The sequence below is a fragment of the Arenibacter catalasegens genome (genome assembly GCF_002909235.1).
Taxonomy (GTDB): Bacteria; Bacteroidota; Bacteroidia; order Flavobacteriales; family Flavobacteriaceae; genus Arenibacter; species Arenibacter catalasegens.
Genome location: NZ_PHQQ01000012.1, coordinates 63,612 through 88,498 on the forward strand (window position 1 = coordinate 63,612; position 24,887 = coordinate 88,498).

Sequence of the window (24,887 nt, forward strand, 5' to 3'; positions counted from 1 at the left end):
CCAAATAAGAATATTTCTGGCATGAGCGATGTTAAAATAAAGATTAAGGATAGGGATGGGGTTGTACACGAAGTAGATGCACCCACAGATATGAATATGAATCTTATGGAAATAGTTCGTTCCTACGAGCTTGCCCCAGAAGGAACCATTGGAATATGTGGAGGAATGGCCATGTGCGCTTCTTGCCAATGCTATGTAGAGTCCGATCACCAACTACCTGAAATGTCCGATGATGAAGACGCCATGCTTGCCGAGGCATTCAATGTTAAGGATAACAGCCGCTTGGGTTGCCAAATCCATATAACAGAGAATTTGGAAGGCCTGGAAGTTGAGTTGGCGCCGGAGGTTTAATTTTATAATTACTATAGAAACGGCGAATTATAATAAGCCATAGCCCAACTTCTCTATGGTGCATTAACCAACCTAGGCTGAATTAAAGTCTAAATCCAAAAATCCAAGTGAGAATTTCGAAATAATTTGTATCGAAATTAAATCCTCGCCTGATAGGTAAATAGGTTAAAGTAGCGTCCTTCTTTGGCTATAAGTTCATCATGCGTGCCTTTTTCGGCAATACGCCCATTTTCTATTACAAGAATCTGATTGGCTTTTCTAATGGTACTTAATCTGTGGGCGATGACGAACGTAGTTCGTCCTTCGGTTAGGGTAGCCAAACTTTTCTGTATCAAGGCTTCACTTTCGGTATCCAAATTAGAGGTAGCCTCGTCCAAAATTAAAATTTTAGGATTGGCCAAGACCGCCCTAGCTATGGCTATACGTTGCCTTTGTCCACCAGATAGCTTCACTCCCCGCTCCCCGATTAGGGTATCTAGACCTTTTTCAAACCTATCTGTAAATTCATCCACATAAGCTGCCTTAACGGCCATTAGTACCTCTTCCTCTGTGGCATTGGGTCTGGGGAACATTATATTTTCTCTAATAGTACCTTCAAACAAAAATTCGTCCTGTAGCACAACCCCTAAATTACGGCGATAGCTATTGAGATCGACTTTAGATAGATCCTGATCATCCACAGTTATGGTCCCAGAAAGCGGGTTTAGAAACGTTGCCGCCAAACCGGCTATCGTGGATTTCCCTGAACCAGAGCTACCCACAAGGGCAACCACACTGCCCGACTTCACTTCAAAACTTACGTTGTGCAAAACATCCTTATCCTCCTCGTAGGCAAAGGACACATCCTTAAAGGCTATATCCCCCTTTATTTTATCCAGAACAATTGTTCTTTCCTCTTCATTGGCTTCAGGGGTCATATTCATCAATTCCTCCGTCCGATCAAGACCGGCCAGGGCCTCAGTAAGTTGACTACCTATATTACTCATTTGTACAATAGGGGCAATCATAATTGCCAAAACAAAGGTGAAAGACAAAAAATCCCCAATACTCAATCCCTCATACATAATTTTATAACCACCAATCCCCATAATTCCTGTGGTGGCAATACCAATTAAAAAAGTGGCCGAACTGGTCATAAAGGCGGTTGCCGTAAGGCTCTTTTTTACATTTTGAAACAACAGCTCCACCCCGCTCTCAAAAACCTTGGTCTCCTGCTCCTCTGCATTAAAACCCTTGATCACCCTTATGCCACCAAGTGTTTCGGTGAGCCTACCCGTAACCTCAGCATTTATTTTCCCTCGATTTCTAAAAATAGGTCTAATGATCTTGAAGGCCTTTAAGGCTATGAAGGCAAAAATGGCCAATGGGATAAATGTAAACAAGGTCATGGATGGACTTATATATAACATGTATACCAAGGCGCCAATTGCCGTAATGCTTCCGCCTACCAATTGAACCAATCCTGTTCCTATAAGGTTCCTAACACCTTCTACATCGGACATTATGCGGGAAACCAAAGCACCCGATTTTGCATTATCAAAAAAGCGGATCGGAAGGGAAAGTACTTTTTTCTGTACCTGTGCCCTTAGCTCCGAAATAAGGTATTGGGCCTGGACGCTTAAAATCTTTGTCAACATAAAGGAAGTTACGGCACGCACCAAAATAGAAAGGATTACCACCCCTACTATAATTTTGAGCATATCCATATTTTTGTTGGGAATAACATCATCCATAAAATATTTTAAGGAGATAGGACCTACAAAATTCGCCGCATTACTTATCACGATCAAGAAAAGGCCAATAAAAACCATATTTCGCCGTGGCCAAATTATCGTTTTAAAGGCGGTAAGCATACTTACTTTTTTATCGGACATTTTAAACTATATTATGATTGAAGATATTTCCAAGGTGCAAATGTAATTAAAGTTATCCCTTGATGAATTAGAAAAGCGCGTCCGATTTCCAAGTTATGCTTAACGAAAAGTACTATTAGGATGGAAAAATTATTAAAAGGCATGGGGTCAATTCTTTAAAAAAATGGAATTGGCACTATTCAAAAATAGGAAGTACTACCGGATATAATAGCTCCACGAATCTCTTATATGCCTCTCCAGAGGGATGCAAGCCATCCCCTGCCACCAATTCGGGATTGGACAGGCCATTGCGGGTTATATCCGTAATATTTATAAAAGGCACACCATTTTGAAGGGCTGTGGATTCTGCAATGGCATTGTATTCATCAATTTCCTTAGAAATTTTATCTGTATTTCTCCCCTCCGCAAAAGGGGTATAAGCATAATCCGGAATGGAAATAACTACTACATTTTTTGGATTGCCATAAGCCAAGGCAATGGCCTTTTTCAAGAGTTCGGGAAACTCCTTGGAATATACTTCAATTGGCTTGCCCTGATATTGGTTATTCACGCCAATTAAAAGTGTTACTAAATCATAGGACAACAGCTTAGTTCCTCTATTTACAGCATCCAATAAATTATCTGTACGCCATCCGGTTACCGCAAGAATCTCGGTGCTGACTTTTATCTTAAGTCCCTGCTCCAGTCTTTCTTCTAACTGAATTGGAAAATTTTTAGCACTTTCAACATTGGCTCCAACGGTATAACTATCTCCCAAAGCCAAATAATTATAATTCCCGGATTCATTTAAATGAGGTCTAGCTATTTCTTTAGGGTTTGTAGTAGATGCTCCAGGCTCTAATATCATATTCAAAGAAGGTTCATAGTCAGTAGAATCCTTTTCTTGGGAACAACCGGAGAAAATAATTGCAAATACAAGCGCTAAAGTCAACCGCATCATAAATTCTTTACATTATATACGAAATATTTTGATTAGAGGTTTTCTTTCGGTCGTGAAATCAACGGAGATTATTTAAACTCCTACGGACAGCTTCCCAATTAAAAAGCGAAAGATTAAAAAGCGAAAGATTAAAAAAAGTTGATTAAGACTATTGCCAATAACCATGATCAATGAATTTATTCACGTATTTGCCAAGCTGCCTATCAGTTCTTGTTACGTTTAAAATTCCTAAAGATTCTTAAGGAATAAGGGATGAGAATAAGCAATAGATTAATAATCAACAAATAGTAATATCCTTTCATATCGGTCGTGTTGATGATTCTTTTTAGTCTATTCCTTAATGATAATAATAGTGGCTTTGGAGCCAGTGGATAAATTCCACATGTTGGAATGTATCATTTTGCCCTCATCATCATATACATTTACTTGAGCCGTATTGGGTCCGGAAGTACCTTGATTCAAGGCCTCAAAATCAATTCTATTAAATCCCTTTTTTAAATCTAGGTTGATTCCTTTAAAGGAACCTGTTAAAAAAATATTAGGTTCTACCACAACATCATTTAGCAATATCCTAACCCTATCACCATCTACATATTCATGATCACGGCAAACAATTCCCACAAATTTTCCATTGCTTTTAATATCGCCCAAATACATATTTCCAAAAAAGGTGGAAGAGCCTTCCTTTTCCTTTGCCCTAATTTTAGGGTCTATTTTTAAACCATATCCTGCCTGCACCAACTCCCTATCTGGAAGCATTTTAATGTTTCTGGCCGTTAGTGAGTCCCTAAGATTGGTAGTCGGTTTTGAGGTGATAATAGAAGGAAAATTCAATGCTGTTCCTTGGTTGGGGTTTTCCCTAACTCCTCTATCACCTTCTATTTTTAAGGGATTGGTCGTAGGAAGGTCTGTTTGCGACCTACCCGATAGGGAGATTAAAAATAGAATGCAAAATAAAAATACAATTCTCATAGGGCCGATTAAGGTACGAATCAGATACAAAAATATCAAATACCTTGCCATGTCTATCTAAAATGCTGTTAAATATGGGTAATTAAATGAAACACTAATTATTTCCACACTTTTTTTAGAAAACGTATAAAATTATTACTCATTATATTTTCAATATCTGTTTCCGAATAGCCTCTTTTGGAAAGCAATCCAGGAACCTTTTGCAGGTCCGCAATCGTATTTAGGTCGGCCGGACATTGCTCTTTCCCAAAGCCTCCATCAAGATCGGTTCCCATCCCAACATGCAGGGAATTTCCTGATAACTGGCAAATATGGTCTATGTTGTTTATCATTTGTGTTAGGGAAACATCCATTCCCTCTGGGGTTGAAGTCCCCCGAACCCAATTTGGGACCATCATCCAAGCGTCCAGTGCGATGCCAATAACAGCTTCCCTGCCTATAAGTTCCACAATTTGTTCATCCGAAAATTGTCTGTTATGGTCCACAAATTTCCGACAATTGTTGTGGCTTGCCCACACCGGACCATTGTATATCTTCATGGTTTCCCAAAAACTAACATCACATAAATGGGTAGCATCTAAAATTAAATTTAACCGTTCAATCTCTTTTAATAGCTCCTTGCCTTTTTGCCCAATCCCTCCAACCGAATCCGTACCATGCGCATAGGTCCCCGGACCATAATGTGCTGGCCCAATAGCCCTGAGACCTTGTTCATAGGAACGCTCCAGATGTTCCAAAGTAATTATGGAATCGGCCCCTTCTAAACTAAGTATATAACCAATGGGCATTTTTCCCTTACCATTTTTCCAAAGATTCAGATGCACATCCAACTCGGCCAAATTTCTGATTTGAACCATTTCTCCAATTTCTTCCATGGCCTTATACCATGCCAGTTGCCCTTGGGTCTGTGCCCAGGCTTGATGGGGAGAGTTCCAACCTGGTAAGTGGTTTTCCTTCTTTACATATCTTGCTATTTGGGTAGCCATGCAAAGGCCTATATTCCCCTTTCTCATAGCATCAAAAGACACTGTATTCTTTGCTCTATCCGGTTTGTCTGCCATACCCAATTCACTTTCCCTAATATCGGCTACGGTCCAGGTTAAATCCCTATTCCATTCCATGGCATTCATAGCTAGGTCTAAATGGGCATCAAATACGAACATATTATTAATTTTATCCAGTTTGGAGGTTGCCCTTTAATCAGGGAACCAGTCATTTAAAGGATGGGTTTATATATTTATTTTTAGATTTCTTGCGGCCACTTTCCATGAACCGGTCAGGGCCCCATCAACCACCGTTAAGACTTCCTTGTATTTCGCAACGGTAGGACAAATATGTACCGGAATAGCATAGGCCGTATCTCCCACTTTAAACTTGTCATCATTGGGACATTGTACTACCAAATGCTCCTCACTCTGCCCAATTTGAACACACTCCTCCCCTTCCAACAACAACACCCTTGGAAAATTCATCTCTGGAGCAAGGTGTTTGTGTCCCAAATCGAAGCAAACTAAATTGGCTTTAGGTTTACTGATCACCCTGGTCAACAAAACTGCTGCCGGGATAAAATCTATGTCCTTATATGAAGCAGCATAGCCGGCATCCCATAAAAGGGTTGTTCCGGGACTGGTCTCCACCCCATCTCGCTTTAAATGAATGGGAAATGTTGGGGAACCCCCTGCCACTATGCAAGGAACAGGAATGTCCAGTTTTTCCAAAGATCTTTTCAAATCCATTACTGCTTCAAAATCCTGATTGCACTTTTTCTCCCTTTCAGGTAGTTCTTTGTTGTGAATATGCCCGTCATATACATGTAGTCCAGCAGCAAGTAAGTTAGGATCCTTATGTATCCGCCCATATAATTCCAAGGCTTTTGCATTGGGTTGGATACCCGACCTGTTCATCCCATTATTTATGTCCAACCAAAGTAGCACCTTAACACCTTTTCCGCTAGCAGTTTCAGAAATTTGTTCAATGATACGAAGGTCATCTACAATAGTTGAAAATTTGCTATTTGGATACTCCGCAATCAAACTAAAAAATCGGTCAATATTTGGCCCTACCGGTTGCATTGCGAGAAGGATGTCCTCTGCCCCGCATTGCCCTAAAAGGTCCGCTTCTGCCAAGGTAGCACACTTAAATTTTTGAATGCCATGCTTCATCTGAAGCTGTACAATCTCTACCGTTTTATGAGTTTTTATATGAGGCCTAAGGTTACGAACGCCGCCAGCCATTGCTATCATGGTTTTAAGGTTTTTTTCTATCCGATCAGGATATACCAAAAGTGCAGGCGTAATAATATTTTTTGGGTCGGCAACTTTATACCAAGCATTATTCATCATAGAATTGTTTATAATTAATGAAGCTCAAACATGGCCTCTACTTCTACTGGTATGTTGTCCGGTAGCATCATCCCTACAGCACTGCGTACACCTATCCCATTTTCTTTTCCAAAAACATCTGCCATTAATTCACTAAAGCCATTTATCACAAAAGGTTGCTTTCCAAAATCTTGGGTTGAATTTACCATTCCCAAAACTTTCACTACCCGCTTTATTTTATCCAAACTTCCAAAATGTGTCTGAATTGTGGAAAGCATAGTAAGCCCCACCTGCCTGGCAGCCAGTTTAGCTTCGTCTGCATTTAGGTCAAAACCTGCTATACCGATCATTAAGGAACCATCATTTTGAATAGGCCCTTGGCCAGAAACATATAAAAATTTATCCACTACCAAAATGGGCCTATAAACCCCGGCCGGTTTTGGGGCTGGAGGAAAAACCAAGCCTAATTCCTTAATTCTTGCCGTAGTTGAATTGGTCATAATATATTTCTTTAATTAAACAAACAAACTTAATATCAAAACTCCTATCAACCCCACAACACCTACAGTGGTTTCCATAACTGTCCATGTTTTTAGAGTGTCCTTTATGGATAGGTTAAAATATTCCTTAAACAACCAGAATCCCCCATCATTTACATGGGAAAGCATTAAACTCCCCGACCCTATGGCGAGCACCATTAATTCCGCACTTACCCCAGTTGCATTTACCAAAGGTAAGACTATACCGGCTGTGGTGAGACCCGCAACAGTTGCAGAACCCACACACACCCTAATGACGGTAGCTACAAGCCATGCCAAGAGCAAAGGGGAAAAGCTGGAATCCTTTAATATATTGGCAATATAATCACTAACCCCACTATCTACCAGGACCTCTTTTAGTGCACCTGCACCTGCAATAATTAAGAGCACCATAGTTATTCCTGAAATGGAACTTGCCACCGACCCCATTATGTCGGTCATTTCCTTCCCCCTAGCTAGGCCCAAGGTATAAATGGCCACCAATACCGCAATCAACATCGCAATTACCGGGTTTCCTATGAAATTCACAACGGGTAAAATAGTTGCATCCTCGGGCAATAAAAGATCTGCCGCAGTTGCCAACATGATTAAAATAACGGGGAGAAGTGCGGTAAAAATACTAATATTTATTCCCGGCATTTCTTCCTCCTTTAATATTGTCGGGTTTACAAATTCCTTTATAGGAGTGGCCGTTATATTTTTTATGGTTCGAGAAAATATTGGCCCTGCCAACGTAATGGCCGGAATGGCAATGATGGTGCCATAGAGAAGGGTTTTACCAATATCAGCATTAAACATTATAGCTATTGCCGTAGGGGCAGGATGCGGTGGGAGAAAACCATGTGTTACGGAAAGTGAGGCTATCATAGGTAGGCCCACATATAATAATGGCAGGCCCGTTGAAGCTGCAATAGTAAAGATCAGGGGAATTAATATTACAAAACCGACAGAATAGAACATGGGGATGCCCACTATAAATCCAGTCAATACCAAAGCCCACTGAATATTTTTAATCCCAAACTTGGCTACCAACTTGGTCGTTATTTGCTGTGCTGCTCCACTGTCTGCAACCAATTTCCCCAACATTGCCCCCAAACCTAAAATGATTACCAAAAAACCTAGCGTATTCCCAATTCCATTTTGGATGGATTGTATTACTCCTTGCAATTCCATTCCCTCGGCAATACCAACGGCAAGGGACACGATAATAAATGAAATAAAGGCGTTCAGTTTAAATTTGGCAATAAGTAAAAAGAGAAGAATTAATCCAAGTACAACAATAAGTAAAGGCATAATTAGGGTTTGGCGGTTAATTATATACAATTCTTAAATATACTATATCACTTCATAAAATTAACCTCCCATAAGGAAAAATTTAGAATTGGTAAGTAAAGGTTAAGGAATAGGTATTTCGATAATTAGCAAATCCGAGTGACATCTGCTCGCTTTTATAGGGTTTAGTAAAAATATAAGTACTCCCAATTCCTATGGCCGCACCAGCAAAAACATCCCAGAAATCATGAAAACCATCCGGAGCTTCGGTTCTACTTACGGCAACCAAACTAGCCAGAATATAGGCCGGAATTCCATAGCTCCATCCGTACCTACGCTGAATAAATGATGCACCCGAAAATGCCGATGACGTATGTCCGGAGGGAAAGGAATCATAAAGATTTCTGCCTTCCGGTCTTTTCTTCTTGGTAATATGTTTTAAGGAATAGGTAAGCGCTAGTGTAGTTCCATAAGAAAAGGCCAATTTCTTGGTACCCTCGTAATCTTTATGGATCAAGGTCATAATACCGGCAGTAATGGGAAGTGCCAATTGCAAAACATCTCCAGTATCTTCAAGGACATATTCCCACTTCTCATGACCACCCTCAGTGTCCTGGGAGTAACTTTTAATGCTTAAAATTAAGAAGACACATATGATATTTATACACCTCTTTCCCATGTACAATTTTTATCGTAATACTTAATTAAATTTCAAATACCCCAAGGCTCATTCATTGGACAATGTCTTGGTTGAAACCAAAAAATAAAGATCAAAAGGGGAATCCGTAATACCCAACCAAAACTGACATTCACCTTAACTACAGACCATGTTATATGCTTGAAGATAAAAAAATATTTAATAGCAATTCATGCAGTTTAATTTTAAGGTCGATTATATTTTTACCACCTGTGTAATTTTTGTAACTTTAAGAGAATCGCCATCTACAGAATTAGAGTTTTAAAATTCCATTCTGACGCCCATTGTTGGACCAAATAAAAAGTAACTTATACGCTCTAGGGTCCAAATAAATTATTAGTAGCCTTTTACAATTGAAAACCGCAAACATCATGGCAGCACCTTTTATGTTCATCATCATTTTAGTATTGTTTTTATTGGCTGGAATACGTATTGTTTTTGAATATAAAAGAGCCCTGAAATTTAGGTTCGGGAAGTACGTAAAAACCTTACAGCCAGGTTTTAGGTGGATCATCCCCCTTGTGGAAACTATTCAAACGGTGGATATTCGTGTTATCACTATCAATATTATTTCCCAGGAAGTAATGACTGAGGACAATGTTCCCTGTAGTATAGATGGAGTGGTTTTCTTTAAGATAAACAATCCTGAAAAAGCCGTATTGGAAGTGGAAGAATATAGGTTTGCCATTACACAATTATCCCAAGCAGCATTAAGGGATGTCTGTGGTAAGGTGGAACTGGATACCATCCTATCCAAACGTGAAGAAATGGGAAAGAATATCAAAGCCATTGTTGAATTGGAAACCAAGGAATGGGGCATTGTAATTATTGACGTCAAAATTAAGGACATTCAATTACCAGAAAATATGAAACGGATGATGGCCAACCAGGCCGAAGCCGAACGGTCCAGAAGGGCACGAATTATATTGGCATTGGCCGAAGAACAGGCAGCAGGAAAATTGTTGGAAGCGGGTAAATTAATAGACCAATCACCTTCCGCAATAAAATTAAGGCTTTACCAAACTTTATCCAATATCGCCGCAGAAAAAAATTCCACCATTCTTTTTCCTTTCCCGGAGGAGGCTTTGCCTAGAAACAAAAAAAAGAAAACTAAAAACAAAAAATAGTTACTGTACTTTGTTAGAATCATGGTTTCTTTATCTTTATTGAAAGTTTGAATTTCAACAATGGAAAAAAATAGATGCGGTTGGTGCAAAGGAGATGCCCTATACGAGCAGTACCACGACGAAGAATGGGGTGTCCCCATTAAGGATGATGACCTACTTTTTGAATTTTTGATTCTGGAAACCTTCCAGGCTGGCTTAAGCTGGATAACCATACTTAGAAAAAGGGAAAACTTTAGGAAGGCATTAGATGATTTTGATTACAAAAAAATAGCTAAATACGGGGAACCAAAAATTGAATCCTTGCTACAGGATGCGGGAATTATTAGGAATAAACTCAAAATAAGGGCCACCGTTACCAATGCACAGGAGTTTATAAATCTACAAAAGGAATTTGGTAGTTTTAGTAAGTATATATGGGGGTTTGTTGATGGCCGGCCCATAAAGAACAAAAATAAGGATTATAAGAATGCTCCAGCCAATACCCCATTATCCGACACCATAAGTAAAGATTTAAAAAAACGCGGATTTAAATTTGTCGGGAGCACAGTAATTTATGCCCACATGCAAGCGACGGGCATGGTAAATGATCATGAGATAAATTGTTTTAGATATAATGAAGTATAGTTACCTAATCTCATGGCTATTTTTGACCCTCAGCCTAACATGTTTTTCCCAGGCGAAACTGGAAAGGGAACATCGCATTAAAAAATCGCAATTTCCTACTATAGAAGTTGAAGCTCTTCCCTTGGAGACTGCCAAAAAATTAAGGTATTATAAGGAGGTTGACTCCTCTATAATTACCTATATCCTAAAGTTTAGGATAAAAAAAATGCACTATCATATTGATTTCAACGAAAAGGGAGCGATTCAAAATACGGGATTCGGAGTAAAGGAAGTTGACATCCCAACAGACACCTATGCCAATATAAATTCATTTCTAAAGGAGAATTTTAGAAATATTAAAATTAAATATATTCAGCAGCGCTATCCCGGAAATTCGGATAATATTCTGAAAAATACTTTTCAAAATCTGATATTGCCCAACAACACTTACAAACTAATGTTTCGTGCAAAAAAAACGGATGAAAAGGAAGACTTTTTAGCGATATTCGATGCTGAGGGAAATGTGATAAAGACCACAATGGCCTTACCGGCCAATTACGATCGTGTACTATATTGAATAAAAGTATAGAGACCTGACAGCTAACCTTTTAGAATTTCAATAAATTTTTTCCTAGGAATTTCTTCCGCACCAAGACTTTCCAAATGGGCGGTATACACCTGACAGTCGATTAGTTTATACCTCTTTTGTTGCATCTCTTCTGCTAATCTTATAAAAGCAAATTTGGAGGCATTACTGGTATTACTGAACATACTTTCCCCACAGAAAACGCTTCCAAGATCTATCCCGTACAAGCCCCCTACCAAAAGATCGTTTTCATATACTTCAATAGACTTTGCAATTCCCATTTGATGTAAGCGCAAGTATGCACTTTTCATTTCAGGAGTAATCCAGGTTCCTTTTTGATCTTTTCGTTTTATGGCAGAACAGGCATCAATGACTTTTTCAAATTCGGTATTCCAAGAAATTCTAAACCTATTGGATTTTATAACTTGGCGCATGCTTTTGGATATCTTTATTTTCTCTGGAATCAAGACCATACGTGGATCTGGACTCCACCAAAGAATAATGGAATCCTCATTAAACCATGGAAATATCCCATTTTTATATGCCAATAGCAGTCGCTCCGGGGACAAATCACCCCCAACGGCCAACAATCCGTCTTCATCGGCCTTTTCTACATTTGGAAACTGTAAACGATGGTCCAAGAGAAACATTTTTACATTAATTTATGGTCCCTAAAATTAAGAAAACCTATTCGGTCATGAACAGAATAGGTTTTCTCATATTTCACTTTAAATAACCTTTCAGAACGATAACAATTCCGTTCTTAGGTAATATTGGATTGCACTTGTGTTAGAATGGCAAGTCGTCGTGGTCTTCCTCATTTAAATTATCCGCAGGTTCAAAAGCATCCATTGGTGGAACTGGTGGTATCCCAGCAGCACCTGCTTCCTCCTGTAGATTCTCGATTCTCCAACCCTGAATAGAATTGAAATATTTGGTCTCCCCTTGTGGGTTAACCCATTCCCTACCTCTAAGGTTAATACTAATTTTCACACCTTGGCCGGCGCCAAAATTATTTAATAAGTCACATTTATCCTGTACAAACTCTACCATAATATGTTGTGGATATTGTTCCTCCGTAGTTACTACTACTTCCCTCTTTCTAAATCCGTTGCTCCCAAATGTTTGGGTTTCACCTACTGTCTTAATTTTCCCTTGTATTTCCATTTTACTATTTATATAATTCTACTTCGTATTCTTTTTTTGTCAATATTAAGCAATTTGAATAGGAACACCTAAAACAAAAGTTCCCATCTTAATTTTTTGGGAGTCAGCCCCTAAAATAGTCTTACGCATCAATCCACTTTGTAACCTATTAAAATTTCTATTCAAAAAAAATGATAATGCCTTTGACCCTTTTGGTTTAACCGTTCATGAGGGCATATCTGCCAATAAAATTTTCCAAGCCGAAAGCACATCCTTAATTTTTAATAGTTCTCGGGCCTTGGCGTGCTGTAAGGCTACATCACCTGAACTTAAGATAGCCCTGAACTCTATATTACTTTCAACATACTGCTGCACCTCTTCCTTGGATGGCAATTTTTCTATATTTCCCAACATTCCCAAATCGTTACCTGTAAGGACATTGCTGAGCCTAATATTTCCAGGTATCTGATCAACACCTATACCTAAACTAGCCACTGGCTTGGGCACTTCAAACAAACCTAAATTAGCCCTACTGTACCAATTACCGCCCATCCGAGCCACTTGGTCTATTTTAAACTGATCAATGTTACCATTTTCGTCCAAAATAGCTGTATCCACATGTATCTTCAGCACTTCTGAAAAGATAAGATTACCTGCACCACCCTTTTTCCCCAGCGGTTCCACTTTAACAACCTTACACTCAAATTGCACTGGAGACTCTGCAACCCTAAATGGTTTTACCATTTCCGAAGCCAACATGGTTAATCCTGACTTTATAAATTCATTTTCACCTTCCTTGTACTCTGAACTGGCCAGAGACACTTGCTGAACTATACTATAGTTGACAACGTTAATAACTACCTCCATATTCTTAAGCACATTCTCCAAGGTATGTTTCGTGCTGTTGTCACGAACTCTTCTGGATGGAGAAAATATCAAAATAGGTGGGTTGGAACTAAAAACATTGAAAAAACTAAAAGGTGATAAATTAGGCCTTCCCTTTTCATCAATGGTACTGGCAAAAGCAATAGGTCTAGGTCCAACCGCGCCTAACAAATACCCATGTAATTTGGCTGTGGGTACTTCAGAGGCCGTGATAGTAACCATTTTTTTCATAGTGCGTAAAGGTACACAAAATGTAAGCAAAATGAAATAAGGAGGTAGATATCAAAATAGAATATCTTTGTACAAATTGCGTTATCTTTAAGTATAATTTTATAGTTGGATGGATTTTAGTCCTAAAAAGAAAACTTCGAACCTACTGTTATTAATAGCTTCCTTTGCTATTGTAAGTTTAATATTGTGGAACACTAACAGTTTCTTTAAGAAGTTCAAGGAAGAAGAACGCCATAAAATGGAGATTTGGGCAACTGCACAATCTGAATTTTTATCACTTCCCGTAGATGCCGATCCAGGCAATCTGCATATCAAAATATTTCAGAACAACACCTCTACCCCCATGATACTGGTAAACAAGGACAGTACCATAAAAGTGAACAACATGCCGAGCATCCAAAAAACGGACACTTTATTTATCCATGGGAAAATAAATAAATTTAAAGAAGAGAATAAGCCGATTTCCATAGAATATAAGGGGGAAAATTTGGCCACACTTTATTATGGGAATTCTGAGGTCCTCAATAAGTTGAAATATTACCCTATTGCCCTTTTGTTGATTATCTTCCTATTTGGAACGGTAATCTATTTCTTATTTAAGACCAATAAAACATCGGAACAAAATAAACTTTGGGCGGGTATGGCCAAAGAGACCGCTCACCAGATCGGCACCCCACTTTCTTCCCTTTTAGGATGGAACGAGTTATTGAGGGCAGAAAATATTAATCCAGAAATTACCAAGGAAATTGAAAAGGATATAAGCCGATTGGAAACAATAACCGAACGCTTTTCGAAGATCGGATCATTACCTATCCTTAAAGAGCACGACATCGTTGAAGAGACGAAGAGTGCCTTTGATTATTTAAAATTAAGAAGTTCCAAACTCATCCATTTTTCATTTAATTCCCAAATAGACCATGTACCAGTACTTCTTAACAAGGCCTTGTACAATTGGACCATAGAGAACTTGGTGAAGAATGGTATAGATGCTATGAGAGGCAAAGGCAGTATTGCCATAGAAATAATTCCCAACGGAAATTGGGTTAGAATTTTAATCACCGATACAGGTGCAGGAATCCCAAAAAAGAATTTTCAGACGATATTTAATCCGGGGGTTACCAGTAAAAAAAGGGGATGGGGCCTAGGCCTCTCCTTGGTGAAAAGAATTGTGGAAGAGTACCACAAAGGCAAAATTAAAGTACTAACATCCACGAAGGAGGGTACCATAATGCAAATTACTTTTAAAGTAAAAAATTAAGGCGATGGCAAAGGAGAAATTAGTTATAATAAAAGAGGCCGATTTAACGAACAATTGTCCCGAATGTTTTAACCAGGATTTAAGGTTGACTTTTTATCAAAGACATACGTATGGGCGACTTTATGATAGAACCACTAAGGATGTGAACCATGATATTAAATGTAAAAAATGTAATTCTATCATCTATCCTGTAACTTGGACCGCGGACATAGAGCGCGTTTATGAATACTATCAAAAAATGACCGACCCGGATCGTGCATCCATACGTTTTACTACTCTATTTTATGTTTTAACCCTATTACTAATAATCGTAGTCGCCGCTGGGGTCTATATTTATTTAGCGGGCATTATTTAATATTGGACTTGATTTTTTCCGCTATATCCGTAAAATCCTTTGGAGCAAGAGATGCTTTATGCTGAAAGGTGGCATCCCCCATTCCGTTTAGAGGAATTAAATGCACGTGTACATGGGGAACTTCGAGGCCTATTACCGTCAGTCCCACTCTATTGCAAGGTACACTAGCTTCAATAGCCAAGCCTATTTTCCTTGAAAAGGCCATTAACCCCAGATAAGTTTCCTCGTCCAGGTCCAAGAGTTTGTCCACTTCTTTTTTGGGAACGCATAATGTGTGTCCCAAAGCGTTGGGATTAATATCTAGGAAGGCAAAATAATTTTCATCCTCGGCAATTTTATAAGAGGGAATTTCACCATTGATGATTTTTGTAAAAATAGATGGCATATTTCTGAACTTTAAATCAATTTAAAAGATAATGCAAAAATTTTAAACACACCCTCAAATAATTTTTTGTGTGTATAAGGTCTGCTATATTTCTGAGCAATACCTCTATTAGGCACCTCATTAAAAATAAAGTCCCCAATTGAAAAAATCAACTGGGGACTTATGTTGTATAGTAAAATGGGTTATCTAGAAATTTCCAATATTTCAAAGTTCAAAGTTCCGTTGGGCACGGTAATTTCCGCGGTATCCCCCACTTTCTTGCCCAAAAGCCCTTTCCCTATTGGGGAGCTTACAGAAATTTTTGCCGTCTTTAGGTCAGCTTCACTTTCCGCAACAAGGGTATATTTCATTTCCATTCCATTGTTCAAATTCTTCAATTTAACGGTTGATAATACCAACACTTTCGAATTGTCCAATTGCGATTCATCTATCAATCTAGCATTAGCCAAGATATCTTCCATCTTAGAAATTTTCATCTCCAGAAGACCTTGTGCCTCCTTGGCAGCATCATATTCCGCATTTTCCGACAAATCCCCTTTATCCCTAGCTTCACCTATAGCTTGGGAAGCTTTTGGACGCTCAACATCCTTGAGGTGATTTACTTCCTCTCTCAATTTTTTTAGCCCTTCTGCTGTATAATAAGATACCTTGCTCATAAGTTCTACGTTAAATAAATAGGAAAATCCTCTTTATTTAAAGAGGATTTAAGACAAATATACATAAATTTTGTTCAATTTTGTTTAAGTTTTTTAAATAGGCAAAGGCATATGAAACGCATATTAGGGATATTACTTTTCTTTTTTTTATTGGCCTGTGACAAAAACACAACCAACAGAAATCCTTATTTACAGGAAGTTAGCTTTAGGTTCGACCTTAAATTAAACCTACCCCTATATAGCCCGTTGACCAATACAGGAAGTGCCGTATATGTAGGAAACGCCGCAGTTGGTACTCGAGGTGCATTTGTTATCAATACCGGCTTTAATTCCTATTTGGCCTGGGAGGCAAGTTGCCCCAACCATGCGCCCAGTAATTGCTCCACGATGACACTAAAAGGCCAATTGGTTACTTGCTCATGTGAAGGTTATGAATACAATTTGTTTACTGGGCAACTAATGAACAAGCCCGAAGACGGCAAGCGTTATCACGATCTACTTTTTTACCGTGCTACCTTTAGTGGCAATACCGTGATCATTTCCAATTAACGACCATTAGATCTGTCCTAAGATTTTATCCATTATCCAACTGGTATGTAATCCGGAACTCCCTGTAGAAGGATGCTTCTTATTTTCGAACAAATGAGCTCTTATATTGTCTACATGAAACCGCTGCACATGTTTAGGGTGATCAATAAAAAGATTTTCGATACCCTTTTCATTGGACAAGATGATATCTTCTTCATTAAATACAGAAAATATTATTTTGCCCTTATTACCAATAATTTCTACCTTGTCTTCTCTTTCTGCCGTGCCAAAATTCCAACTACCTTCCCCTGTTACGCCATTTTTGTATATCCAGCAAGCTGTTATGGCATCTTTTGCCGTATATAATTGTTGTTGATTGGTGCAGATCCCAAAAGCATTTTCGATATCACCTAAGTAGAACGAAAACAGATCCAAACCATGGCTGGCCAAATCATCAAAATATCCCCCTGGGGCGATTTTAGCATCAGTCCGCCAATTATATGATTTCTGAAGATCTTCGGGACTAGGTGGTTTGGAGAGATGCCAACGAATATGTCTAATTTTTCCAATTTCATTATTGTCCAACCATTCCTTTATTTTTAGAAATCGAGGCAATGAGCGCCGATAATAGGCGACAAATAGTGGCAATTTTTTCTCCTTAAATGCATTATAAATTACCAAGCTATCCTCATAGGATGGTGCCATAGGCTTCTCCACACAACATGGTTTTCCGGCATCGGCCACCATTAATGCGTAATATTTATGTGTATCAGGAGGGGTGGCAATATAAACAGCATCCACCTCTGGATCCATAATTAAATCCTCCGCTCTGCCATAAAATTTAGAAACGCCATGTCTTTTTGCATAGTCCTCTGCTTTTTCTACATCCCTACGCATTACGGCTACTAATTGAAAATCTTCAGTGAATTGGTAAGGTGGTCCACTTTTAACCTCGGTAACCGCTCCGCATCCAATTATTCCCCAACGAATGGGCTTAGGGTAATTCATAATCTTCATTAATTTGAACTATTCGACTTTAGCAATCCTGATAAATAAAAAATAGTGAGTGCAAAACTAAACTGTATTCCTACTCTACAGCAATCCTCAAAAATTTCAAGAATATCTCAATCTTTTAACAAATAAAGACAAAAAGAGTGTATTTTAGTCGCCATTGATTAAAAAGGCGGATAAAAACTTCCCCTTTTCAATATTAAAACATTTCTTAATCTGGTCTTCATGCTAATTTTAAAGTCAGTTTAAATGGCCTTGACCTATTCAATAAATATTTATTTTAACTATCGTTCATAAATTATAAAATGGGAAAATTTAAATTGCAAAGATGGATCGCATTAATACTTATTGTTTTGTGTATATCCTTCCAATCCTGTAAAGAGAAGGCACAAACCAAAACAGAGGAACAAACCCAGGATTTGACAATGAAGAGTGATGGCTTTGCACCCATCTTTGATGGAAAAACTTTAACTGGTTGGGATGCCGATCCTTCCTATTGGCGCGTTGAAAATGGAAATTTGGTCGGAGAAGTTACCCCCACCACCTTGCTTAAAACCAATACCTTTATCATATGGCAAGGCGGTCAACCAGCTGATTTTGAATTAAAGTTGGAATTCCGTATTGCTGAGGCAGGAAATAGTGGTATTAACTACAGAAGTGAACGATTGGATACCATACCATTTGCCCTAAGAGGATATCAGGCAGATATTGATGGGAAAAATTCCTATACCGGTCAAAATTACGAAGAAAGAAAACGAACTACTTTAGCCTATAGGGGGGAAAAAGCCAAGATAAGTTCACAAGAAAATCCAGAGGAACCTGGTTCCTTACGATCCAATGTAAAGGGGAATGCCTGGCAAACCAGAGAAGTGCTGTCTTCATTGGGCAATATTGATTCCTTAAAAACTAAAATAAAAAGTGAGGATTGGAACGCGTGCCGTTTAGTAATTAAGGGCAACAGATTACAGCATTATATCAATGGTATTTTAATGAGTGATGTAATTGATAATGATTCCATAAACAGAAAATCGTCCGGATATTTAGGGCTACAAGTACACGTAGGGCCACCAATGAAAGTGGAATATAGAAACATTCTTCTTAAAAGTCTGTAGGACGTACCGCAGGGAAATTCAATCGCCCTTGATTACAGGTTGGCCTATTCGCTTTACTCATATGGTGCGATTGGCTAATACCCGAAGATTAACGAGTCTTAAATGCACGTTTCTTAACTCAACTTAATGGTATCTTACCAATCCCTACATTTACCTCTAATTTTTGCGAATAAAGTTGGAAAATAATATATTTTTTAGATAGTTTTATAGAAAATGGTTGCATTTTGACCATAATTTTATGTACTACTTAATCTTTTGAAAACTGATTTATCGGCAGTAAATGCCCAAACCCTTTTTATTAGTATAACCTTTATACATCTTTAATATGAAATCTAAAATTGTATTTACGTTTTTTATACTGAGTGTTATTACACTGAACGTGTTTGCTCAGGACCCAGTACTTAAAAGTGCATTTAACGGAAAAAATCTCAAGGGATGGGTTGCTCCTGAAAACAATACTTGGTGGACTGTGGACAATGGCATATTAACCGCCAAAAGTGGCCCTGAGAAAAAGGGATCCATATTATGGACCGATAAGGAATATACCGATTTTGTAATAGAAACCGACTTCAAATACGAGGAAGGTACTATAGATACAGGAATCTTCATTAGGGACGATACACAACAGATACAAATGGGTATTTCTGGTTCCTTAAAACGAGACATGACCGGCTCTCCCTATATTGCTGGTAAAGGGTATCCGGTAGAGGCTCTTAACGTTAAGGACATCCTAAAGCCTAAGGACTGGAATACTATAAAGGTAATTGCTATTGCCGGGTATTATGAAGTTTGGCTCAACGGCAAACACGTTATGAGCTACACCTCGGACAATTATGTTAAAACTGGTCCCATAGGGTTACAACTTCATCCAAACACAGAGATGACCACCAGCTTCCGAAATATCAAAATCGGAAAAATGTAGGGGAATATAATTTCAGGGAATAAATAAATTAACCTAATTCAAATATCGATCAAAACATATGAATACAAAATCATTAACTCTTAAATCTGGTTTATGCGGTGCTATAGCCCTTGTCCTTATGGTATCCTGCAAACAGGCAAAGACGGATAAAACCGCAGATAGCAACTCTGCGCCCAAAGCTGAAAAAAGAATAAAACTAGTCCGTAATGACCAAGATAAAAAAGTAGATGTCCTTATTGATGGTAATCTGTTTACCTCCTATATTTATCCCACCAACATTAAAAAACCAGTACTATACCCACTTATAACCCCAAAGGGAACTAAAATTACAAGAAAATATCCCTTGGAACCGTCTGTGGGTGAAAGAGTAGACCATCCGCATCACGTAGGGGTATGGTTTAATTATGGAGATGTTAATGGATTGGATTTTTGGAACAATTCAGATTCCATAAAAATAGAAAAAAGGGGAAGCTATGGGACTATAGTGCACCAAGAAATTTTAGCCATGGAAGACGGCAATGAGGAAGCACGTCTTAAAGTGGCTATGGATTGGATATCGGCCGAAGGAAAAGTTTTATTAAAAGAAAATACCACTTTTGTCTTTAGGGGCGATCACGATCAATATTCCATTGATCGCATCACCAATCTTTCTGCTCCTAACGAAAAAGTAGTATTTAAGGACAATAAAGAGGGAGTACTTGGTATTAGGGTAACGCGGGAATTGGAACATCCCTCTAACAAACCCGATATTTTTACCGATTCAAATGGAATCCCTACTGGTGTTCCAGTCCTAAACAACGAAGGTGTTAACGGGAACTATATTAATAGTGAAAATATTGAGGGAGACGATTGTTGGGGAAAAAGATCTAACTGGGTAAATTTAAGATCCAACATAGGCGATGAAAAAATTTCACTGGCTATTTTAGACCATACCTCAAATGCCGGGTATCCTACCTATTGGCATACTCGTGGCTACGGTCTTTTTGCTGCCAATCCCTTAGGACAGGAAGTCTTTAGTGACGGTAAGGAAACTTTGAACCTTACCCTCAATATAGGTGAAGATGTAACCTTTAAGCATCGAATTGTGGTAGCCAGCAAGACTTTGGCCAAGGCTGATCTAGATTCGGAGTTCGCCCAATTTTCCAAGCAGTAACCAATATTTAAACATCATATTATTATAAAATAACATATATATATTATTAAATCGTAGTTATGGGCAACCGAAGAAATTTTATCAAAAAAACCACCCTTGCAAGTACAGGTGTTGTTGTTGGAGCATCTGCATTTTCAGCCAAATCATATGGAAATATTATAGGTTCCAATGATCGGGTAATTCTGGGATCTATTGGCGTAAGAGGCCGTGGAAGTAATTTATTGGACAATTTTTCCAACATGTACAATGATGGAGTGAGAATTAAAACCGTTTGTGACGTGGACTCTTCAGTTTTGAGCGAAAATGTACAAACTGCCACCAAAAACCAAAAAGGCAACAAGCCAGGCACGGAAGAAGATATGCGCCGTGTATTCGAGGACAAGGAAATAGACGCAGTAGTTATAGCAGTTCCCAATCATTGGCATGCACTAGCCACCATCTGGGCCTGTCAAGCTGGAAAACATGTATATGTAGAAAAACCTAGTTCACATAATGTATGGGAAGGTAGGAAAATGGTTGAGGCGGCAAGAAAATATAATAGAGTGGTCCAGGTCGGATTTCAAAATCGATCTATAAGCAATGTTATGCAGGCTATGGATTTCTTACACAATGGCGGTATTGGCGATGTATTCCTTTCTAGAGGTACTTGTTTTAAGCCTAGAGATTCCTTCGGAATTTCCCCAGATAGCGTTTCACCGCCATCTTTGAACTATGATCTTTGGCTAGGCCCAGCCTCTTATAGACCTTATAATGAAAAAAAGGGACACTACAATTGGCATTGGCATTGGGCTACAGGCAACGGTGACACTGGTAATCAAGGCCCACACCAATTTGATATTGCACGATGGGGACTAAACAAAAAAGTACACCCTGTAAAAGTACAGTCCATGGGAGGGATTTTTGGATTTTCTCCCCAAGAATGTTCACAAGAAACACCGAACACACAAACTTCCGTATTTGAATATGAAGATGGCAAGATGTTGGAATTTGAAACCCGTGGCAGGTATACCAACCATGAGGCAAATTTGGGCATCAAAATTGGCAATATGTTTTATGGTACAGAAGGATGGATGGAAGTAAATGGTTCTACTTGGAAGGCATACAAAGGTAAGGAAACAGAACCCTTTGCAGGTTCTGAAATGGCTGGAGGCGCTGCAGTTGGAGGAGATACTTCATTTTTGACCGCACCAGATAGCAACGGACATTATGGAAACTTTATTGACGGAGTCCGCTCTGGAAATCGACATGATTTAAATTGCGATGTTGAAAAAGGACACATGTCCACTGTGCTGCCACTAATAGCAAATATTGCCTACAAGCTTGGAGACACCCTAAAATTTAATGGGGAGTTTGAAAAGTTTATAGGTAATGAAGAAGCAGATTTAATGCTTACCAGAAAATATAGATATCCATATATAGTTCCGGAAAACGTATAATATACTACCCGTGAAATAAGTGCTTTGGAATTGTAAAATTCCATCAATGGGAGTAGATTATAAAATTATAAAACCCCGATGTTAGCTGAATTGGCCAACATCGGGGTTTTAGTTTTTGTACACTTTTTTTAATAGCTATATTATTCTAAAAACTAATAGTTGCCCCAAGGAGGAAATTGATTCCGGATTGAGGATAGTAACCAGCACCTTCAATGGTAGTAACCGTATCTGGCACAGAATAGTCATCATCAAAAGTATAAAAGTATCCGTTTGACACATACAATGAATCAAAAATATTATTGACCAATCCAGAAAGCACAATACTCTTGATAAAGCTATTGGTATTTATTTCATATTGCACGTTAAAATCGGTTTGGGAATACGAATCCAACTTAGAGCCTTCGGAATCAATATTGCCCATGTATTGCTCTCCAACAAATTTGGTCAACAGACTAAATTGCACATTTTCTTTAGGTTGGTAGGTAAAAACATTCCCCACAATAATAGCTGGCGAAAAAGAAATATGGGTATCACCAAGTTCTTCCAAATCACCATCACGCTGGAACACAAAACCTTTATTCCTATTATCACTCAATGCAATATTGGGCCGTACTTTAAATTGATTTCCCAAAGCTATAGTGGCATCTACTTCAAGACCTAAGCGATAACTATCACCCACATTAGCGCGCAAAGGAGCGCCAACATCGTTTAGTTCCCCCGTGAGTACCAGTTGATCTTTATAGCGCATATAATACACGTTGGTATTCAGCTGTATATCCGCAGAGACGTACCGCCACCCCAACTCATAGTCGTTCAACTTCTCCGGCTTGGGGCTTCCACTTTCATAATCGTTTCTATTGGGTTCTCGATTAGCTCTGGCATAAGACAGATAAAAATTATTATTGGTATTTAAATCATAGGTAAACCCAACCTTTGGGTTGAAAAAATTAAAGGTATCATCTACCAACCCAGTGTCTTCCCCGTTGGCCTTATAACCTATGGTCCGGTACTGTAAATCTCCATAAGCGCTCCATTGGTCGCTGAACTGATAGTTTGCCTTAGCAAAGACATTGAGGTCCGTTTTTGTGGAACTGTTATCATAATATCTGTCTTCGTAATCCCTATTGTTTGAAAAACGGGCCCAAATAATTTCTCCAAAATGGCTTCCTTCATATTTGTTCCAACCTCCTCCAAGAATTAAATTTAAATTATCAGGACTATAGTTTACGGAAAAAGTGGTCCCATAAAAATCATTGTCCAACCAGCGTCTTCTTATAAGATCGGTCTTATCCACTTCTTCCCCATCTACCATTATGGGCTCAATACCATAGGTACTAAAGTCATCGTCTTCCTTATACTGCTCAAAAAACCCCCTTCCCTTGGTATAATGCAAAGCCAAATTCGTATTCCAATTATCGGCTATTTGCTCGTTCCAGTGTAATTGAAAGTGATTTTGCTTATAATTATCCACCTCGTTATCGTAGAACTGGGTATTTCCATTTTCATCGGTATAGATTCCTGCAGAATTAAAGGTTCTATCAGATTCCAGGGTTCCAGCATCTATACCGTTCCACGCCTGGTAAGTAACCTCATGGCCACCAAACAACAATGCTTTTATCAAGGTATTGTCATCAACATATGATCCTTGCAAAAAATAAGAATCCAAGGCTGAAGAAGCCCTGTCAATATAACCATCAGAAATTATTCTAGACAATCGTCCCGCTATTTCTACATGATCGTTGAGCAAGCCCGTGCTAAATTTCAAATTGTTCCTAAGTGTCCCAAAGCTACCCATGGAGGATGAAATTTGACCGCAGGCCTCGTTGGAAATGACATCGGTCAACAAATTTAAGCTGGCCCCAAAAGCTCCAGATCCATTTGTTGATGTGCCAACCCCTCGTTGTAATTGTAAACTCTCTGTGGAAGAAGCGAAGTCGGGCATATTTACCCAAAAAGAACCATGAGATTCCGAATCGTTGTAGGGGATACCATTAATGGTGACGTTTACTCTTGATCCGTCACTACCTCTAACACGAATACCCGTGTAACCAACACCTGCCCCGGCATCGGAAGTAGTTACCACTGAAGGTAAAAAATTCATTAAGATAGGAATATCCTGTCCTAAATTCCTAGGCTTGATCTGCTCCTTGGTCAAGTTTGAGAAGGTTACCGGTGACTGCTTGGTTACCCTAACAGCGGATACCAATACTTCATCCAAGGCAATTTCTTTACCTTCCAAAGAATCTTTGGGTTTCTCTTGGCCAAAGGCCGAAAGTGCAGTCGCAAATAAAGCGACCGTTGTGAACATAGTTTTCATCCGTAATACATTTGTTACGAATAAAAGGGGCTATTATTCTTGTTAAAAATTTGATTTTTGTTTTTTCCCGATAACATAATTGTATCGGAAATAAAACGTTGGAAATTCCAAAACGCGATTTTCGCATCCCTTGGCAGCATTACCTGCCCAGGTTCCTTGGGTATAATCTCAGCCTGACTTAACAAGCACCCCTTTGAGACGGGCGCAAAT

General features: G+C 38.8%; 26 protein-coding genes. 11 read left to right on the forward strand and 15 right to left on the reverse strand.

What is annotated here, in order from left to right:
* The first annotated feature begins 21 nt into the window (after window positions 1–21).
* The gene (locus CWD90_RS11235) at window positions 22–351 is read left to right on the forward strand and encodes a 2Fe-2S iron-sulfur cluster-binding family protein (protein ID WP_103476162.1); all 330 of its coding nucleotides are present in this window, start codon (window positions 22–24) and stop codon (window positions 349–351) included.
* Between the two features lie 137 nt (window positions 352–488).
* Here CWD90_RS11235 and CWD90_RS11240 read toward each other — a convergent pair whose 3' ends face one another.
* From CWD90_RS11240 to CWD90_RS11275, 8 genes are all read right to left on the reverse strand, one after another.
* The gene (locus CWD90_RS11240) at window positions 489–2,225 is read right to left on the reverse strand and encodes an ABC transporter ATP-binding protein (RefSeq protein WP_103476163.1); all 1,737 of its coding nucleotides are present in this window, start codon (window positions 2,223–2,225) and stop codon (window positions 489–491) included.
* Between the two features lie 175 nt (window positions 2,226–2,400).
* Window positions 2,401–3,165 (reverse strand): SGNH/GDSL hydrolase family protein, encoded by a 765-nt coding sequence (locus CWD90_RS11245; RefSeq protein ID WP_239986504.1) that lies wholly within the window; start codon window positions 3,163–3,165, stop codon window positions 2,401–2,403.
* A 330-nt stretch (window positions 3,166–3,495) separates the two neighbouring features.
* On the reverse strand, window positions 3,496–4,137 hold the full coding sequence (locus CWD90_RS11250; protein ID WP_103476164.1) for a hypothetical protein: 642 nt from the start codon (window positions 4,135–4,137) through the stop codon (window positions 3,496–3,498).
* Window positions 4,138–4,235: 98 nt separating this feature from the next.
* Window positions 4,236–5,300 (reverse strand): dipeptidase, encoded by a 1,065-nt coding sequence (locus tag CWD90_RS11255; protein ID WP_103476165.1) that lies wholly within the window; start codon window positions 5,298–5,300, stop codon window positions 4,236–4,238.
* 66 nt (window positions 5,301–5,366) lie between these two features.
* Window positions 5,367–6,479 carry a D-TA family PLP-dependent enzyme gene (locus CWD90_RS11260; RefSeq protein WP_103476166.1) on the reverse strand — a complete coding sequence of 371 codons (1,113 nt, stop codon included), beginning with the start codon at window positions 6,477–6,479 and terminating at the stop codon, window positions 5,367–5,369.
* Between the two features lie 14 nt (window positions 6,480–6,493).
* On the reverse strand, window positions 6,494–6,958 hold the full coding sequence (locus CWD90_RS11265) for a RidA family protein (protein ID WP_103476167.1): 465 nt from the start codon (window positions 6,956–6,958) through the stop codon (window positions 6,494–6,496).
* A gap of 15 nt (window positions 6,959–6,973) precedes the next feature.
* Window positions 6,974–8,290 (reverse strand): gluconate:H+ symporter, encoded by a 1,317-nt coding sequence (locus tag CWD90_RS11270; protein ID WP_103476168.1) that lies wholly within the window; start codon window positions 8,288–8,290, stop codon window positions 6,974–6,976.
* Window positions 8,291–8,372: 82 nt separating this feature from the next.
* Window positions 8,373–8,948, reverse strand: a complete 576-nt coding sequence (locus CWD90_RS11275) for a phosphatase PAP2 family protein (protein WP_103476169.1) — start codon at window positions 8,946–8,948, stop codon at window positions 8,373–8,375.
* A 389-nt stretch (window positions 8,949–9,337) separates the two neighbouring features.
* On the opposite strand from CWD90_RS11275, the gene CWD90_RS11280 reads away from it, so the two are divergent.
* The 3 genes from CWD90_RS11280 to CWD90_RS11290 are packed head-to-tail and all read left to right on the forward strand — an operon-like array spanning window position 9,338 to window position 11,273.
* The gene (locus CWD90_RS11280) at window positions 9,338–10,093 is read left to right on the forward strand and encodes a slipin family protein (RefSeq protein WP_103476170.1); all 756 of its coding nucleotides are present in this window, start codon (window positions 9,338–9,340) and stop codon (window positions 10,091–10,093) included.
* A gap of 60 nt (window positions 10,094–10,153) precedes the next feature.
* Window positions 10,154–10,717 carry a DNA-3-methyladenine glycosylase I gene (locus CWD90_RS11285; protein WP_103476171.1) on the forward strand — a complete coding sequence of 188 codons (564 nt, stop codon included), beginning with the start codon at window positions 10,154–10,156 and terminating at the stop codon, window positions 10,715–10,717.
* Window positions 10,707–11,273, forward strand: a complete 567-nt coding sequence (locus CWD90_RS11290) for a hypothetical protein (protein ID WP_103476172.1) — start codon at window positions 10,707–10,709, stop codon at window positions 11,271–11,273. Before CWD90_RS11285 ends, CWD90_RS11290 begins: the two co-directional genes overlap by 11 nt.
* Window positions 11,274–11,296: 23 nt before the next feature.
* On the opposite strand, the gene aat is transcribed toward CWD90_RS11290, so the two are convergent.
* The 3 genes from aat to CWD90_RS11305 form a co-directional block, all read right to left on the reverse strand.
* On the reverse strand, window positions 11,297–11,932 hold the full coding sequence (gene aat / locus CWD90_RS11295; RefSeq protein ID WP_103476173.1) for a leucyl/phenylalanyl-tRNA--protein transferase: 636 nt from the start codon (window positions 11,930–11,932) through the stop codon (window positions 11,297–11,299).
* A gap of 139 nt (window positions 11,933–12,071) precedes the next feature.
* Window positions 12,072–12,449 carry a DUF3127 domain-containing protein gene (locus CWD90_RS11300; protein ID WP_103476174.1) on the reverse strand — a complete coding sequence of 126 codons (378 nt, stop codon included), beginning with the start codon at window positions 12,447–12,449 and terminating at the stop codon, window positions 12,072–12,074.
* Between the two features lie 204 nt (window positions 12,450–12,653).
* Window positions 12,654–13,535: a flavin reductase family protein gene (locus CWD90_RS11305; RefSeq protein ID WP_103476230.1), complete on the reverse strand. Its 882-nt coding sequence runs from the start codon at window positions 13,533–13,535 to the stop codon at window positions 12,654–12,656.
* A gap of 118 nt (window positions 13,536–13,653) precedes the next feature.
* Here CWD90_RS11305 and CWD90_RS11310 point away from each other — a divergent pair, with 118 nt between their 5' ends.
* Both CWD90_RS11310 and CWD90_RS11315 read left to right on the forward strand, forming a co-directional pair.
* Window positions 13,654–14,802 carry a sensor histidine kinase gene (locus CWD90_RS11310; RefSeq protein ID WP_103476175.1) on the forward strand — a complete coding sequence of 383 codons (1,149 nt, stop codon included), beginning with the start codon at window positions 13,654–13,656 and terminating at the stop codon, window positions 14,800–14,802.
* Window positions 14,803–14,806: 4 nt separating this feature from the next.
* Window positions 14,807–15,157, forward strand: a complete 351-nt coding sequence (locus CWD90_RS11315; protein ID WP_103476176.1) for a hypothetical protein — start codon at window positions 14,807–14,809, stop codon at window positions 15,155–15,157.
* Here CWD90_RS11315 and CWD90_RS11320 read toward each other — a convergent pair.
* Together CWD90_RS11320 and greA are read right to left on the reverse strand one after the other, a co-directional pair.
* Window positions 15,150–15,542, reverse strand: coding sequence for an HIT family protein (locus tag CWD90_RS11320; protein ID WP_103476177.1), 393 nt, complete (start codon window positions 15,540–15,542; stop codon window positions 15,150–15,152). The genes CWD90_RS11315 and CWD90_RS11320 overlap by 8 nt on opposite strands.
* Before the next feature lie 182 nt (window positions 15,543–15,724).
* Window positions 15,725–16,198, reverse strand: coding sequence for a transcription elongation factor GreA (greA, locus tag CWD90_RS11325; protein WP_103476178.1), 474 nt, complete (start codon window positions 16,196–16,198; stop codon window positions 15,725–15,727).
* Window positions 16,199–16,309: 111 nt separating this feature from the next.
* On the opposite strand from greA, the gene CWD90_RS11330 reads away from it, so the two are divergent.
* On the forward strand, window positions 16,310–16,747 hold the full coding sequence (locus CWD90_RS11330; RefSeq protein WP_103476179.1) for a Rieske (2Fe-2S) protein: 438 nt from the start codon (window positions 16,310–16,312) through the stop codon (window positions 16,745–16,747).
* A 6-nt stretch (window positions 16,748–16,753) separates the two neighbouring features.
* Here CWD90_RS11330 and CWD90_RS11335 read toward each other — a convergent pair whose 3' ends face one another.
* Complete coding sequence (locus CWD90_RS11335) at window positions 16,754–17,734, reverse strand: Gfo/Idh/MocA family protein (RefSeq protein WP_103476231.1); 981 nt, start codon at window positions 17,732–17,734, stop codon at window positions 16,754–16,756.
* A gap of 308 nt (window positions 17,735–18,042) precedes the next feature.
* Here CWD90_RS11335 and CWD90_RS11340 point away from each other — a divergent pair, with 308 nt between their 5' ends.
* From CWD90_RS11340 to CWD90_RS11355, 4 genes are all read left to right on the forward strand, one after another.
* A complete protein-coding gene (locus tag CWD90_RS11340; protein WP_103476180.1) occupies window positions 18,043–18,849 on the forward strand; it encodes a 3-keto-disaccharide hydrolase in 807 nt (268 codons plus the stop codon).
* Between the two features lie 325 nt (window positions 18,850–19,174).
* Window positions 19,175–19,771: a 3-keto-disaccharide hydrolase gene (locus CWD90_RS11345; protein ID WP_103476181.1), complete on the forward strand. Its 597-nt coding sequence runs from the start codon at window positions 19,175–19,177 to the stop codon at window positions 19,769–19,771.
* Between the two features lie 58 nt (window positions 19,772–19,829).
* Window positions 19,830–20,924 carry a DUF6807 domain-containing protein gene (locus tag CWD90_RS11350; protein WP_205161235.1) on the forward strand — a complete coding sequence of 365 codons (1,095 nt, stop codon included), beginning with the start codon at window positions 19,830–19,832 and terminating at the stop codon, window positions 20,922–20,924.
* 59 nt (window positions 20,925–20,983) lie between these two features.
* On the forward strand, window positions 20,984–22,360 hold the full coding sequence (locus CWD90_RS11355) for a Gfo/Idh/MocA family protein (RefSeq protein WP_103476182.1): 1,377 nt from the start codon (window positions 20,984–20,986) through the stop codon (window positions 22,358–22,360).
* 145 nt (window positions 22,361–22,505) lie between these two features.
* On the opposite strand, the gene CWD90_RS11360 is transcribed toward CWD90_RS11355, so the two are convergent.
* The gene (locus CWD90_RS11360) at window positions 22,506–24,677 is read right to left on the reverse strand and encodes a TonB-dependent receptor (RefSeq protein ID WP_103476183.1); all 2,172 of its coding nucleotides are present in this window, start codon (window positions 24,675–24,677) and stop codon (window positions 22,506–22,508) included.
* Window positions 24,678–24,887 lie beyond the last annotated feature (210 nt).

What these genes read in the sequence shown, in the direction of transcription:
- CWD90_RS11235 (WP_103476162.1), top strand. Translation starts at nt 22, where the DNA reads ATGAGCGATGTTAAAATAAAGATTAAGGATAGGGATGGGGTTGTACAC.
- CWD90_RS11240 (WP_103476163.1), bottom strand. Translation starts at nt 2,225, where the DNA reads ATGTCCGATAAAAAAGTAAGTATGCTTACCGCCTTTAAAACGATAATT.
- CWD90_RS11245 (WP_239986504.1), bottom strand. Translation starts at nt 3,165, where the DNA reads ATGATGCGGTTGACTTTAGCGCTTGTATTTGCAATTATTTTCTCCGGT.
- CWD90_RS11250 (WP_103476164.1), bottom strand. Translation starts at nt 4,137, where the DNA reads ATGAGAATTGTATTTTTATTTTGCATTCTATTTTTAATCTCCCTATCG.
- CWD90_RS11255 (WP_103476165.1), bottom strand. Translation starts at nt 5,300, where the DNA reads ATGTTCGTATTTGATGCCCATTTAGACCTAGCTATGAATGCCATGGAA.
- CWD90_RS11260 (WP_103476166.1), bottom strand. Translation starts at nt 6,479, where the DNA reads ATGATGAATAATGCTTGGTATAAAGTTGCCGACCCAAAAAATATTATT.
- CWD90_RS11265 (WP_103476167.1), bottom strand. Translation starts at nt 6,958, where the DNA reads ATGACCAATTCAACTACGGCAAGAATTAAGGAATTAGGCTTGGTTTTT.
- CWD90_RS11270 (WP_103476168.1), bottom strand. Translation starts at nt 8,290, where the DNA reads ATGCCTTTACTTATTGTTGTACTTGGATTAATTCTTCTCTTTTTACTT.
- CWD90_RS11275 (WP_103476169.1), bottom strand. Translation starts at nt 8,948, where the DNA reads ATGGGAAAGAGGTGTATAAATATCATATGTGTCTTCTTAATTTTAAGC.
- CWD90_RS11280 (WP_103476170.1), top strand. Translation starts at nt 9,338, where the DNA reads ATGGCAGCACCTTTTATGTTCATCATCATTTTAGTATTGTTTTTATTG.
- CWD90_RS11285 (WP_103476171.1), top strand. Translation starts at nt 10,154, where the DNA reads ATGGAAAAAAATAGATGCGGTTGGTGCAAAGGAGATGCCCTATACGAG.
- CWD90_RS11290 (WP_103476172.1), top strand. Translation starts at nt 10,707, where the DNA reads ATGAAGTATAGTTACCTAATCTCATGGCTATTTTTGACCCTCAGCCTA.
- aat (WP_103476173.1), bottom strand. Translation starts at nt 11,932, where the DNA reads ATGTTTCTCTTGGACCATCGTTTACAGTTTCCAAATGTAGAAAAGGCC.
- CWD90_RS11300 (WP_103476174.1), bottom strand. Translation starts at nt 12,449, where the DNA reads ATGGAAATACAAGGGAAAATTAAGACAGTAGGTGAAACCCAAACATTT.
- CWD90_RS11305 (WP_103476230.1), bottom strand. Translation starts at nt 13,535, where the DNA reads ATGGTTACTATCACGGCCTCTGAAGTACCCACAGCCAAATTACATGGG.
- CWD90_RS11310 (WP_103476175.1), top strand. Translation starts at nt 13,654, where the DNA reads ATGGATTTTAGTCCTAAAAAGAAAACTTCGAACCTACTGTTATTAATA.
- CWD90_RS11315 (WP_103476176.1), top strand. Translation starts at nt 14,807, where the DNA reads ATGGCAAAGGAGAAATTAGTTATAATAAAAGAGGCCGATTTAACGAAC.
- CWD90_RS11320 (WP_103476177.1), bottom strand. Translation starts at nt 15,542, where the DNA reads ATGCCATCTATTTTTACAAAAATCATCAATGGTGAAATTCCCTCTTAT.
- greA (WP_103476178.1), bottom strand. Translation starts at nt 16,198, where the DNA reads ATGAGCAAGGTATCTTATTATACAGCAGAAGGGCTAAAAAAATTGAGA.
- CWD90_RS11330 (WP_103476179.1), top strand. Translation starts at nt 16,310, where the DNA reads ATGAAACGCATATTAGGGATATTACTTTTCTTTTTTTTATTGGCCTGT.
- CWD90_RS11335 (WP_103476231.1), bottom strand. Translation starts at nt 17,734, where the DNA reads ATGAATTACCCTAAGCCCATTCGTTGGGGAATAATTGGATGCGGAGCG.
- CWD90_RS11340 (WP_103476180.1), top strand. Translation starts at nt 18,043, where the DNA reads ATGGGAAAATTTAAATTGCAAAGATGGATCGCATTAATACTTATTGTT.
- CWD90_RS11345 (WP_103476181.1), top strand. Translation starts at nt 19,175, where the DNA reads ATGAAATCTAAAATTGTATTTACGTTTTTTATACTGAGTGTTATTACA.
- CWD90_RS11350 (WP_205161235.1), top strand. Translation starts at nt 19,830, where the DNA reads ATGAATACAAAATCATTAACTCTTAAATCTGGTTTATGCGGTGCTATA.
- CWD90_RS11355 (WP_103476182.1), top strand. Translation starts at nt 20,984, where the DNA reads ATGGGCAACCGAAGAAATTTTATCAAAAAAACCACCCTTGCAAGTACA.
- CWD90_RS11360 (WP_103476183.1), bottom strand. Translation starts at nt 24,677, where the DNA reads ATGAAAACTATGTTCACAACGGTCGCTTTATTTGCGACTGCACTTTCG.